The sequence below is a fragment of the Clostridium gelidum genome (assembly GCF_019977655.1).
Taxonomy (GTDB): Bacteria; Bacillota; Clostridia; order Clostridiales; family Clostridiaceae; genus Clostridium; species Clostridium gelidum.
The window spans coordinates 1116107-1129402 of record NZ_AP024849.1; the positions used below are offsets into that span (position 1 = coordinate 1116107).

Annotated in this window: 9 protein-coding genes; 7 read left to right on the forward strand and 2 right to left on the reverse strand. The window is 30.3% G+C overall.

From position 1 onward, the window contains the following. Positions 1-810: 810 nt before the first annotated feature. The 4 genes from psyc5s11_RS05155 to psyc5s11_RS05170 all read left to right on the forward strand — a co-directional run bounded on the left by psyc5s11_RS05155 (position 811) and on the right by psyc5s11_RS05170 (position 6570). A complete protein-coding gene (locus tag psyc5s11_RS05155) occupies positions 811-1722 on the forward strand; it encodes a TIM barrel protein (protein WP_224036563.1) in 912 nt (303 codons plus the stop codon). Positions 1723-1888: 166 nt separating this feature from the next. Continuing rightward, positions 1889-3046 carry a sugar diacid recognition domain-containing protein gene (locus psyc5s11_RS05160; protein ID WP_224036564.1) on the forward strand — a complete coding sequence of 386 codons (1158 nt, stop codon included), beginning with the start codon at positions 1889-1891 and terminating at the stop codon, positions 3044-3046. 603 nt (positions 3047-3649) lie between these two features. After that, entirely contained in the window at positions 3650-4972 is a 1323-nt protein-coding gene (locus psyc5s11_RS05165; RefSeq protein WP_224036565.1) for a gluconate:H+ symporter, read from the forward strand. A 239-nt stretch (positions 4973-5211) separates the two neighbouring features. Further along, positions 5212-6570, forward strand: coding sequence for an enolase C-terminal domain-like protein (locus tag psyc5s11_RS05170; RefSeq protein ID WP_224036566.1), 1359 nt, complete (start codon positions 5212-5214; stop codon positions 6568-6570). An 87-nt stretch (positions 6571-6657) separates the two neighbouring features. On the opposite strand, the gene psyc5s11_RS05175 is transcribed toward psyc5s11_RS05170, so the two are convergent. After that, positions 6658-7563 (reverse strand): LysR family transcriptional regulator, encoded by a 906-nt coding sequence (locus tag psyc5s11_RS05175; RefSeq protein ID WP_224036567.1) that lies wholly within the window; start codon positions 7561-7563, stop codon positions 6658-6660. A 252-nt stretch (positions 7564-7815) separates the two neighbouring features. After that, positions 7816-8745, reverse strand: coding sequence for a LysR family transcriptional regulator (locus psyc5s11_RS05180; protein WP_224036568.1), 930 nt, complete (start codon positions 8743-8745; stop codon positions 7816-7818). Between the two features lie 160 nt (positions 8746-8905). Here psyc5s11_RS05180 and garD point away from each other — a divergent pair, with 160 nt between their 5' ends. The 3 genes from garD to psyc5s11_RS05195 all read left to right on the forward strand — a co-directional run bounded on the left by garD (position 8906) and on the right by psyc5s11_RS05195 (position 13280). Next, a complete protein-coding gene (gene garD, locus psyc5s11_RS05185; RefSeq protein WP_224036569.1) occupies positions 8906-10423 on the forward strand; it encodes a galactarate dehydratase in 1518 nt (505 codons plus the stop codon). A gap of 139 nt (positions 10424-10562) precedes the next feature. Further along, complete coding sequence (locus psyc5s11_RS05190; protein WP_224036570.1) at positions 10563-11525, forward strand: AEC family transporter; 963 nt, start codon at positions 10563-10565, stop codon at positions 11523-11525. A 303-nt stretch (positions 11526-11828) separates the two neighbouring features. Next, positions 11829-13280, forward strand: a complete 1452-nt coding sequence (locus psyc5s11_RS05195) for a DASS family sodium-coupled anion symporter (protein ID WP_224036571.1) — start codon at positions 11829-11831, stop codon at positions 13278-13280. The last annotated feature ends 16 nt before the right edge of the window (positions 13281-13296 follow it).

Sequence of the window (13296 nt, forward strand, 5' to 3'; positions counted from 1 at the left end):
CAAAACCAGAGCATGTGGATGATAATATTGATTATATAACTAAAATGTATGACAGTATAAAATAAATTCCAAAAATTAAAATAATATATGGTAGGATGTTTCTATCAAAAAAGGGAACTCTATTGTTTAGTTTACTAGAGAATATCATGTAAAACTAAATATAGAGTTTTATTTAGGCAATGGAATATAAAAAAGACTATTAAAAGTATATATAAGATATTTGTTAGTAATTAACTTATTGTGCATTTGAACAATAAACTAATCAAATATTTGTTTATTTTAATGATGAGACAATTAATGAAAACGGTTATACTTAAAAAGTATAAAGAATAAACTAAACTAATTTAATTGACAAGCAATGTTATGATAAATATATCAATAGAACTATAAGGCACAATCAAAAAAATAATAAGTCCATCTGCCAGCCTATTTCCCATCATCCAACGCCTACAAAATGCCATAATAGACCCGCTATGATGGCATTCTGCTTCCTTGCCTGATGAAAAATAGTCGTGGCAGTTTTGGACTTGTTATTTATTTTCATGTGCCTTATATAAATTATATAGTTGATATTGTTAGCAATAAGAAAAAATTATATAGATAGTCATTTAATTTATGATTATTTATTTCTATGTAAGCTACTTAATAGTATGTATATTAAAGAAAATAACAGATCAAAGTGCAACACATTATTTGTTACGAAGAGAAGTGAGTTTAGTAATTAGTTAAACTTGCATACGTAATATAGCTTAAAGTGGATAGTAGCTTGGTCTGTTATTTATTTAATATATTAAGAGAAGAGGAAGCAAGATGAACGAATCGATTTATAAATATTTACAAGTGGGATTGATACATTTTATGGCCTATCCAGAAAGTACTAAATTTGAAAAGCAAGAAAATCTTATAGAATCAATTAAAAAGGTTCTAGTAGATGATTATTTTAATGCAATAGAAATCACACATATTGAAGATAAACAAAAAAGACAAGAAGTTAAGGAATTATTAGAACAAAGTCATATGATAGTTGCATATGGAGTTCAACCTAGATTATTAAGTGCAAATTTAAATCCAAATGATTTAGATGAAACAGAAAGAAAAAAAGCTGAAGATATAATTATTGAATCAATAGATGAAGCAGATTATTTAGGCGCTAAAAGTATAGCTTTTTTAGCAGGAAAATATGGTGAAAATAAAAAAGATGAAGCATATGAACAATTATTAAAAACAACTAAAAATATATGCAAATATGCACAAACTAAGAATATTTCTGTTGCTCTTGAAGTTTTTGATTATGATTTTGATAAAAAAGTATTAATTGGTCCAGCTACTTATGCATCTGAATTTGCAAGAGCTGTAAGAGAGCATGCAGATAATTTTGGATTATTAGTAGATTTATCGCATTTGCCTCAAACATATGAATCTTCAAGGTTTGCTATTCAAACTATGAAAGCATATCTAACTCATTTTCATATTGGAAATTGTGTTATGAAAAATGGAGAAAAAGCATGCGGTGATACTCATCCACGTTTTGGATTTCCAAATGGAATTAATGATGTAAATGAGCTTAAAGAATTTCTTCAAGTTATGAAAGAAGAAGGATTTTTTGATGAAAGAAATCCATATATAATTTCATTTGAAGTTAAGCCATGGGAAAATGAAGATTCAGAAATTGTAGTCGCAAACGCAAAAAGAACATTAAACAGAGCATGGGCATTACTTTAAAACTAATTATTTTTTGTAGCAATTTTAGGAAAAATATTAAGCTAGATTAAGTTATTAAATTATGAGAAGATTAAAATAAAGGGTGTAGATAGATAATGTGATTCTATAACCTTTATTTTATTTCATATTTTGAATTATCTATATTGGATAAAAGGAGGGGAAACTTATGGAATACTTGAGCAAAGGATTGGCTGAGAGTATTGTTGAAAGAACTATGAATGTTGTTAATTATAATATTAATATTATGAATGAAAATGGTGTAATAATAGCATCTGGAGATAAAGAAAGAATTGGAACTATTCATGAAGGCTCAATTATTGCGTTGCAGAGAAAATCAGAATTTAATGTTAGTGAAAATGAAAGTAAAAAGTTACAAGGAGTACATCCGGGTACCAATATAGTTATAGAATTCCAAAATAGAGTAGTTGGAGTAATTGGAATTACAGGTAAACCCAAGGAAGTTTTAGGCTATGCTAAATTAATTAAAATGACAGCAGAAATGATGATAGAACAAGAGCATGTAATAAAAGAATTAGAATGGAATAATAGAATTAAAGAAGAAATGATACTTGCGCTTATATATAATAAACCAGATTCAGTTATTCTGTTGGATGAATATATCAAAAAATTTAAATTGCAAAATAATCATCCTATGAATATTTTTATTATTGAATTAATTCCTAATGATAGTAGCTCTGCAAAAACAGAGTTAGATATATCTAGTAGAGTAATCAACATATTAGAAGGAGTATTTAAAGGATCTCAAGCATGTGTAGTTAATTCAAAAACAATTGTGCTATTACATAAATGCTCAACCCATAATAATAAAAATGAAGATTATACAGAGAAATTAAAAAAAATTAATGAAAAAATTAAATATGAAATAGAAATTGATACAAAAATAGCAGCAGGTAAAATACAGAATAAGTTATCAGAAATATATAAATCCTTTGATATAGCAAATGAGGCACTAACATTTGGCAAAAAGATGCATCCCAAAGATAATGTTTATATATTTGAGATACTAAAATATGATATGTTATTTTCTCAAAATAGTGAAAAATGGAAAGTTAATGAATTAAAAGAGACATATGAATTAATAGCTTTACACGATAAGAGCAAAGCGCTTAGAGAAACATTAAAAGTTCTTATAGGAGAAAATGGAGAACTCAACAATGTAGCAAATAAGTTATTTATTCATAGAAATACATTGAGTTATCGATTGGATAAAATTTATAAGCTTACAGATAGAAATCCAAGAAAATATACGGATTTATTTTGGCTTTATAGTGCAATAATTAATTTTGAAATAGATAATAATTAAGGCATATTAAAATAATATGTTATCTTTAATAAAAATAGTTTACATAAAATGAAGTATATAGAATTGTATTATAAATAATATAAGTACTGTGTAAATAAAGAGTTGATTTTTAAAATCAACTCTTTATTTTGATGTATAAGAAATATTCATAGTTGGAATTAAGTTGAAGTTTAGTTATTTATTCTAGAAATTATTATTAATAAGTGTATATATTTTCTCTTGAATGTTAAAAACAATATAGAGTGAAAATTATGCATATAAATGAAAAATACATGCTGAAAACGGTTAATGTTTGTGCAGTTGAATATTGAAAGAGATTGCTAAAAATATGATAATGTATACATAAGTTATTTACGGATTAGTAATGGATTTTTAAATAATTTATAAATTTTCCACTTTAATGGTAACGTATGCGCGCAAGGAAAACGGTTACGGGAAAATATGGGAAATGAGATATTTAAATTACTTATAAATAGTGAGTTAACTAAAGAAAAATAAAGGATGTGTTATTTTAAAAGTTTAGTGAAATTTATGTTAGGAATTTTATTTATTACTAAGAATTAGATATTGATTAAATTAAATAAATTAAAAGGGGAGATAAATATGGCACTAGTCACAGTTGCTTTTGGTGTATTAATATTATTAGTATTAATGATGGGACTTAAGTTTGATGGATTTATTTCATTAATCTTGGTTTCATTAATTGTCGGACTTATGTTAGGAATGCCTTTAGATAAAGTTACAGCTTCTATGTATAAGGGAATTGGCAGTCAGTTACAAAGTTTAATACTTATTCTTGCTTTTGGAGCAATGCTTGGTAAGTTGTTATCTGATTCAGGAGCAGCACACCGTATTACTATGACACTTATTAATAAATTTGGAAAGAAAAATGTTCAATGGGCAATGTTGTTAACTGCAATTATTGTTGGTATAACAATGTTCTTTGAAGCAGCATTTATTGTATTAATTCCAATTGTGTATACTATAGTTCTTGAACTTGAGTTACCATTAATGTCTGTTGGTTTACCACTAGTTATTGGATTATCAACAACACATAGTTTCTTACCACCTCATCCAGGTCCAGCAGCAGTTGCTGTTACTTATGGAGCAAGTATGGGGAGAACATTACTTATAGGACTTATAATTGCTATTCCAGCTGCAATAATTGTAGGAATATTTTATACTAGAACAAAATGGGTTAAAAGTGTAACTGCTAAAATACCTAAAGGTTTAGTAGAGATTAAAAAATTTAAAGATGAAGAACTACCAGGTTTTGGAATAAGCATATTTACTGCATTAGTTCCTGTTGTTCTTATGGCTATTCAAACATTTGCTAGTCTTTATGTAGATAAAAAAGCACCAATTATGAAGTATATTAATTTCATTGGTGATGCACCAATTGCATTATTAATTACTGTTATAATCGCTGCATATACTCTAGGAGTTGCGAGAGGCAGAAAAATTGAAGAAGTAATGAATAGTTTTGGCGGCGCAATAAAAAGTATTGCTATGATAATAGTAGTAATAGGCGCTGGTGGTGCATTTAAACAAGTAATTGTTGATGCAGGTTTAGGTAATACAGTTAATCAATTAACAAGTGGTTTGAATGTTTCACCTATAATACTAGCTTGGGTGATTGCAGCAGCTGTAAGAACAGCAGTTGGCTCAGCAACAGTAGCTGTAACTACAGCATCAGGTATAATTTTACCTATGGTTGCAACTGCAGGGGTTAGCCCAGAATTAATGGTTTTAGCTACAACATGTGGTAGTATATTTGCTTCACACGTTAATGATCCAGGATTCTGGATGTTTAAGGAATACTTTGATTTACCAGTAGGCCAGGCGATTAAAATAAGAACAACATATACATGTATATTATCAGTGATTGGCTTGATTGGAGTATTAATTTTAAGTAATTTCTTTTAAACTATATAAATAGAGAAAGTGTATCCGAGAAGGTATAGTCTAATAAAAAGGACTGTACCTTCTTTATTTATTTTCTATTATTAGCTAATGTGATTGCTGTAATTATATTTACGAATTGGAATTTTTACATAGAGAATAGTATACTAAAATCAAGAGTTAGGTGCAGGCTAATCCAATGATTTTCAGCAGCTAATATATTATGTAATGTTATGAAAAAGCAATTGAGGAGGGAAAATATTATGATAAAAACAGGAAGTCCGCTTGTTGCAGATATGAAGGTAATACCTGTAGCAGGATATGATAGTATGTCAATGACCTTAAGTGGTGCACATGCACCATTTTTCACAAGAAATCTTGTAATTTTAACTGATAATGCAGGTAACACTGGAATCGGAGAAATCCATGGTGGAGATTATACATCCGCTGCTTTGGAAAGTTGTATACCGCTAGTTGTTGGTAAGGAGGTAGGAGGATACCGTTCCATTTTAAATAGAATTCACAAAGCAGCAAGCGGTGCTTCAAGAGCAGAAGGCGATGATGGTGAAGGGATTCAAACTCTAGATATTAGCAAGTTAAAGTTTGTTGTTAAGTCTGAATGGGCAATTGAATGTGCTCTATTAGATTTACTTGGGCAGTATCTTGGTCTGCCTATGTGTGAATTATTAGGTGAAGGAAAACAAAGAGATAAGATTGAAACGTTAGGTTATCTTTTTTATGTATCTGATAAAGGAAAAGCAAAAAATCTGCAATACCTAGATGAGAGTAATAGTATAGATCCTTGGTTTAAAATACGTCGTAATGAAATGCTTACCACTGATAAAATTGTAGAACAGGCATTAGCTTTACAAGAAAAGTATGGATTCAAAAACTTTAAGTTAAAAGGCGGTGTTTTGGAAGGCGAGAAAGAAATGGACGCAATCAGAGCGCTTAAAAAGCAGTTCCCGAGTGGAAGAATTAATATTGATCCCAATGGTGCATGGAGCCTTAAGGAAGCTATCAATTTATGTAAAGACATGAAGGATATCCTTACTTATGTTGAAGATCCTTGTGGACCAGAAAGTGGATACAGCAGTCGTGAAATTATGTGTGAGTTTAAGAATGCAACAAATATTCCAGTAGCAACGAATATGATTGCAACGGACTGGAGGCAATTCTATCATGCAACATCACTTAAGTCAGTTGATATTGTACTAGCAGATCCTCATTTCTGGGGCATGAACGGAAGTGTTAGAATGGCACAAATTTTAAATGACTGGGGTCTTACTTGGGGTTCACATTCAAATAATCATTTTGATATTACATTAACTGTATTTGCTCATGTTGCAGCAGCAGCACCGGGCAGGCCAACTGCTCTTGATACACATTGGATATGGCAGGATGGACAGAATCTATGTGAAAACACACCACAAATTAAAGATGGATATCTTGAAGTTCCAAAGTTACCAGGTCTTGGTATAAAATTAAACATGGAAAAAGTAATGGCAGCAAATGCACTTTACAATAAGCTGGATAATCATGACAGAGACGATGCTATGGCTATGCAATATTTAATTCCTAACTGGAAGTTTGACCCTAAAAAGCCCGCTTTAGTAAGATAAATTTAAAAAAGTACAGCAATTTATAAAATTGCTGTACTTTTATTAGTATAATGTTTTCAGCTTATCTAACATCGTTGTTTTTTTGTGTTATTCCGCTACAAAAGGATAAGCTTTAATAAAACTAATCAGCGTATTTTCTGAATCATTTAATACAAGGTTTGCTTTATGTGCGAGAACATTGTAGCGATACAGTCTGGGGGTAAAGGAAAAATATGTGATATTTTTATTAGATTTGGCACAGGATGCTGGAACAAATGCAACGCCAACCCCTTTTGAAACCATTTTCACGACAGCTGCCATACTGTTTAATTCACAAACAGTATCTGGAGAAAAATTGCTTATTTTAAAAATGGTTTCAGCAATATTGCGAATAGTGGAATCTTTTTTTGATAGGATAAAACTATCATTTTTGAATATTTTCTCTAATTCGGATGTAGCAATTTCCTTTGATTCATTTTTGTGAATAAGACAATAATTATGAGAATCCGACACTGCGAAAATAACTTCTTCTTCGCGTAGCAGTTCATATTGCCCAAGAAGTTCATCTAATGTATTTACTGACATAATAGCAAAATCTATTTTTCCTGAAGTTATATATTTTTTTATTGAAGGAACAGAATCTTCAATTATTTCTAATATAACATTAGGAAAGGCTTTTTTATATTTTGAAATAATGTTTGTAATCATATTAATTCCCCATTGGGAGGTAACCCCTATACTTATGCGTCCAGTACCGGAAAGGTTTTTTACATTGTGGTACAGTTTCTTTTTTATCTGAACTACTGTTTTTGCGGATTCTACGTACAGGTTTCCAGCGGGGGTAAGTGTCATTTCATTTTTAGCTCTGTTAAATAATGGAGTTTCAAGTTCAGCTTCAAGCCTAGATAGATATTGACTCAAAGATGATTGTGATACGAAAAGGTTCTCTGCTGATTTTGTCATATTCTTTTGTTCTGCAATTTCTATGATATATTCTAAATGTTTAACATCCATAAGTAACTCCTGCTTCTTTGTGCCAGTGAAAGTGATTGCACGGATATGCATGCAATCACTTTTGCTGTTAATAATATTCTTGTAGTATAATAAAAAAACTGATTTAGATGCAAGGCAAATATTATACACTTTAACACACGCTTGCAATTGAATCCAATTCAAAATCCTTGTCATACAATATATATTATAGCGCAATTGTACAGAATTCTTCAACTGATATACAGGACAAACAGTATCGTATCGAAGGTTAAATTAATTAAGGTGATTTTCTCTTCTCAATTTGTTCCAATAAATTGAAGCCAAATTAATAAAATCTTCTGTAGCTTTACTTAAATAAACGCCCTTTTTATGCATAGCAACGACTCTTAATTGCGGTTTTTGTGGTAAAGAAAAATAAATAACATCTTTAGAGTCTAGTGCATAATGTTCTGGTAATATAGTACAACATAAATTTTTCATTACCATATTAATTAGCGTTTGACAGCTTCTTGTCTCAAATAATAACTTTGGAGAGAATCTAGCATCTTGGAAGAGCGGGTTTATAGCCTCTCGAATTGTACTACCCTTAGAAATTAGCACGAAATTATCTTCTTTTAGTAGTTCTAAATCAATATCTTTAAGTAACTCGCCATACATGCTTCCATTCTTTGCTAATGGATGACTAGAAGGTATGGCAACTATAATATCTTCTATTAAGATAGAAGTATATACATTATCTTTTTTTTGCATATCATCAGAGAGCGTTAAAAATCCAACATCTAATTCCCTACGATTAATCATGGCTTCCTGCTGCCTTACGCTCAATTCAACTGGTTCGACTATTACATTTGGGTGTAGTTTATGAAACTCAGGATAAACAGACGCAAACATAGATATGCCTCTTTCAGGTGTTAATCCTATAGATAAATGAGTATTTTTCATATCTATCAAGTCACTAATGCGATTATATGTTTCTTTTTTTATTCCAAGAATTTCTTTAGCAGCATTTATATATATTTCGCCAACTTCTGTTAAGCGCCAGTTTGTTCTGGATCGATAAAATAATGGGGATCCTAATTCTTTCTCTAACTTTAACAATTGCTGATTGAGTGCTGATTGAGTAATAAACAGCTTCTCAGATGCTTTTGTTATATTTTTTTCTTCTGCAATTTGTACCATATATTCTAATTGTTTTAAATCCATACATATATCTTCTTTCTATAAGTTTTTCTAAGAGTTTTCTTATTTTAATTAATTTGATTAATAGCTACTTATTTTATACAATAAAATTAACAAAAAGACAAACTAAATTGTTTATAAATAATAAATTGAATTAGCAATTTAGGGAAGGGGACATAATATTATGGGTATACAAACTTTTATTAAGATTAATGATCTAGATAATGTTGCAATTGCTGTTAATGCAATTTCTGCAGGAACAGAAGTTATGGCTGGTATATTAGCAAATCAAGATATTCCACAAGGCCATAAAATTGCGCTATGTGATATTCCTAAAGGTGGAAAAATTATCCGTTATGGAATCGTTTTAGGATATGCTCTTAACTCAATAAAAAAAGGTGACTGGATTAATGAGAAGATGTTAGAACTTCCAGTACCACCTTCTTTAGACGAAATGAAATTTGCAACAAATATTGTTACAGATCTTCCGGAGGCGCCAATCAAAACATTTGAAGGCTATAGAAATCCTAATGGTGGCTATGCTGGTACTAGAAATATCTTAGGCATAAGTACAACTGTTCAATGTGTAACTGGGGTTTTAAATGTAGCTGTAAAGAAAATGAAGAAAGAATTACTTCCTAAATATCCGAATGTAGATGATATAGTACCGATTAATCATGCTTATGGATGTGGAGTTGCAATTAATGCACCTGAAGCAATAATTCCAATTAGAGCGCTTCAAAATCTTGTAAAGCATCCTAATTTTGGTGGTGAAGTAATGGTTGTTGCATTGGGCTGTGAGAAGTTAACAGTAGAAATGTTATTAGATGAAGCTGACATAAGTCCTGAAAATGTTATTGTTCTTCAAGAACAAAAAGGAATGGACGCTATGATAAATGTATTGATGGATATGGCTGATAAAAAACTAGATAAATTAAATCAAAGAAAAAGAGAGACACTTCCATTATCAGATCTTTGTATTGGAATGCAATGTGGTGGTAGTGATGCTTTCTCTGGTGTTACAGCAAACCCAAGTGCGGGATATGCATCTGATATGTTAGTTCAAGCAGGAGCTACAGTAATGTTTTCAGAAGTTACTGAAGTTCGTGATGGTGTTCATATTATTGGCGAACGCTGCATAAACGAGGAAGTAGGTAAAAAATTAGCAGCTGAAATGAAATGGTATGATAATTACCTAAAAAATGGACAAGTTGATCGTAGCGCTAATCCAACTCCAGGCAATAAAAAAGGAGGGTTATCTAACATTGTAGAGAAAGCTATGGGTTCTATTGCAAAATCAGGAACTTCTCCAATAGTAGAAGTTTTATCACCAGCAGAAAGACCTACTAAAAAAGGTCTTATATATGCAGCAACACCTGCTAGTGATATTGTATGTGGGCCATCTCAACTAGCATCAGGTATTGCGCTTCAAGTATTTATGACAGGACGAGGTACACCTTATGGTTTAGCAGCTGTTCCTGTAATTAAAGTATGCTCTAGAAATGATATGAAAGATATGTGGCAAGATTTAATCGATATAAATGCTGGACCTATAGCAACAGGAGATTCCACTATTCAAGAAATTGGAACTGAACTATTTAATAAAATTATAGATGTTGCTAGTGGAAGAGAAAAATCTTTTGCTGAAAAATATGAATTGTATAACGATTTATGTATTTTTAATCCAGCTCCAATTACTTAATAGTAAGGAGATATATAGCCTTAAATATAATGAAGCTGTTGTCCAACTGATTTCTTAGTTGGACAACAGCTTCGTTATGGTATAATTTTTAGAAGAATAATAAATAATACAAAAGAACTTTTAAGGAGAAATAAGAATAATGGAGATTTTTTTACACATATTAGGAAATAATATAATACCTATTTTTATAATAATTGTTTTGGGGTATGTAATAAGCAAAAAGTTTGATTTAAGCATATCTACCCTTAGTAAATTAAGCTTTTACTTATTTGTACCTGGATTTGTATTTTATAATCTTTATACTACTAATTTATCTTTTGATATGCTTAAAATTTTACTTTTTTGTGTATTATATTTAATAGTTAATGATGTAATCTCAAGAATAATTTCTAAAATTCGCAAATATGATGTAGGTATGACAAGTGCATTTAAAAATTCTATAATGTTTAACAATACAGGTAACATAGGAGTATCTCTTGTTACACTTATTTTTGGAAGTGCACCTTATATAATAGATGGTAAGACACCATACTTAAGTGAAGCGCTTACATCTCAAATAATGATTTTGGTGTTTATGAATATTACAATGAATACAATTGGATTTTATAATGCGGGAAGAGCTAAGATGAATGTTAAAGATTCAATGCGTCAAATTTTTACTATGCCATCTATATATGCAATACCTCTTGCACTTTTACTTAAGTATTTTAAAGTTGATATAACCTCAACACCAATATGGCCTACCTTAGAATATGTAAAGAATGGACTTGTACCAATAGCGTTAATATCACTAGGAGTCCAACTTTCAAAAACTAAGTTTGATTTTAGAAATGTTAATGTAAATATAGCAGTTTTTACAAGGCTTATTATAGGGCCTATAATTGCAGTAGCATTAATACATATGCTTGGTTTTAATACAATTATTGCACAGGTACTTCTAATTTCCTACTCAGTACCCACAGCTGTAAATACTGCTTTAATTGCTGTTGAGTGTGATAATAATGAAAATTTTGCATCACAGGAAGTAATGGTGTCAACAATCTTAAGTGGAATTACACTTACATCAGTCATATACATAGCTAGAATTTTATTCCCTGTTTAAAGATAAGAGTCTTTATAGTTAAAAATGATAGATATTATTTTATTTAATAATTGTAAATAAGGAAAATAGTAAAGAAATTACCTTAAAATAATATGCGGATGAACAAAAATAGATATTAAAAACAATGTAAAATTGTGAAATTTGACATTGTTTTTAATATGTAAAAATATGATAATTTAAATAAATAGTTAATTTTATTATAGAATTACTAAGAGTTCTAGCTGACATATTATGTGTCAGCTAGTTCTTCTGCATTATTTTTTCAATTATATAAAATAAGAATGCAGTTTTATGGGGGGAAGTATGGAAACAAATAATATAAATACAAAAGGAGTTGTGTTGACACCTAATGTGAAAACAATTCCATTAATTATATCAATAATGGTTGGAGTTACAATTTGTTTTATTCCTAGGCCAGCTGAGATACCACAAAATGGATGGCATCTTTTAGCAGTTTTTATGTCAATTATAGTGGCTTGCGCTATAGGTGCGACATCAGTTGGATTAGCAGCATTTATTGGAATTTTTGTGCTGACATTTACGCATATAATTACAGTTCAAACTGCATTTTCATCCTACAGTGAGAGTCTTATTTGGCTTATAGTATGTGCTGATTGTCTTTCAATGGGGATAACTAACACAGGTCTAGGACAAAGAATAGCTTATAACATTATTAAAATAATTGGAAAAAGAACTATAGGAGCTGGGTATGCATTAGTTTTATGTGAAATTATATTAGGTGCGTTTGTTCCAAGTGCAACATCAAGATCTGCAGGTATAGTTTTACCTATTGCTAAGTCTTTAGCAGAAGGATATGGTTCAAAGGCCGAGGATGGCACTCAAAAAAAGGCAGGAGAATTCTTATTGCTAACAGCTTTGCACAGTAACTTTATATCATCTTCATTTTTTATGACAGCTTCAGCAGTGAATTTTTTAGCTATTACTATGGCAAAGGGACTAGGAGTTGATAGCAATATATCGTTACAGACTTGGTTCTTAGTTGGGTTAGGACCTTGTTTTATTGGGTTTATTACAATACCTCTTATTATATACTTTATTTGTCCACCAGAAATAAAAAAAGTGGATAACGTAAAAAATATAATGGATGAAAAGCTAAAAGAATTAGGTGAAATTAAAAAGTCAGAAAAAATAATGATTGTATTATTTATAACAGTACTATTACTATGGATGTTTGGAAGTAAGTTAAATATAGATTCTACAACTGTAGCAGTTTTAGGACTAGTAGTAGCTATTTCTACAGGGATTGTGTCATGGAAGCAGTTTACAGGTAAAAAGGAGATTTGGGATCTATTGATTTGGCAGGGATCTTTTATGATGATGTCAAGTCAATTAAATAAATTTGGTATTGTGGATTGGATAAGTGGTCTAGTTAAGCACAATATTTCTGGAGTATCATGGCAAATAGCATTATTTATAGTTGCATTGGCAATGTATTATTCGCATTATTTATTTGCTAGTAATACAGTTCATTTTACTGCGCTATTTTCAGCTTTTTTAGCTATATTAATAAGTGTTGGAGCTCCACCAATAATATCAATTATATTGCTTACTAATATGTCAGCTTTAAGTTCAGGACTAACTCATTATGCAGTAGCCCATGGAAGCGTATTTTTTGCAACAGGATATATTAATCAGAAAAAGTGGTGGAAGGTAGGATTTATTGTATCAATATCACATATTATAATTTGGTATGGTGTTGGAATGTTATGGTGGAAGTTAATTGGATTATACTAAGTATTATATTACTAAT

Excerpts from the sequence above, each read along its gene's own strand:
- psyc5s11_RS05165 (WP_224036565.1), top strand. The coding sequence starts at position 3,650 with ATGGCACTAGTCACAGTTGCTTTTGGTGTATTAATATTATTAGTATTA.
- psyc5s11_RS05195 (WP_224036571.1), top strand. The coding sequence starts at position 11,829 with ATGGAAACAAATAATATAAATACAAAAGGAGTTGTGTTGACACCTAAT.
- psyc5s11_RS05190 (WP_224036570.1), top strand. The coding sequence starts at position 10,563 with ATGGAGATTTTTTTACACATATTAGGAAATAATATAATACCTATTTTT.
- psyc5s11_RS05155 (WP_224036563.1), top strand. The coding sequence starts at position 811 with ATGAACGAATCGATTTATAAATATTTACAAGTGGGATTGATACATTTT.
- psyc5s11_RS05180 (WP_224036568.1), bottom strand. The coding sequence starts at position 8,745 with ATGGATTTAAAACAATTAGAATATATGGTACAAATTGCAGAAGAAAAA.
- psyc5s11_RS05175 (WP_224036567.1), bottom strand. The coding sequence starts at position 7,563 with ATGGATGTTAAACATTTAGAATATATCATAGAAATTGCAGAACAAAAG.
- psyc5s11_RS05170 (WP_224036566.1), top strand. The coding sequence starts at position 5,212 with ATGATAAAAACAGGAAGTCCGCTTGTTGCAGATATGAAGGTAATACCT.
- psyc5s11_RS05160 (WP_224036564.1), top strand. The coding sequence starts at position 1,889 with ATGGAATACTTGAGCAAAGGATTGGCTGAGAGTATTGTTGAAAGAACT.
- garD (WP_224036569.1), top strand. The coding sequence starts at position 8,906 with ATGGGTATACAAACTTTTATTAAGATTAATGATCTAGATAATGTTGCA.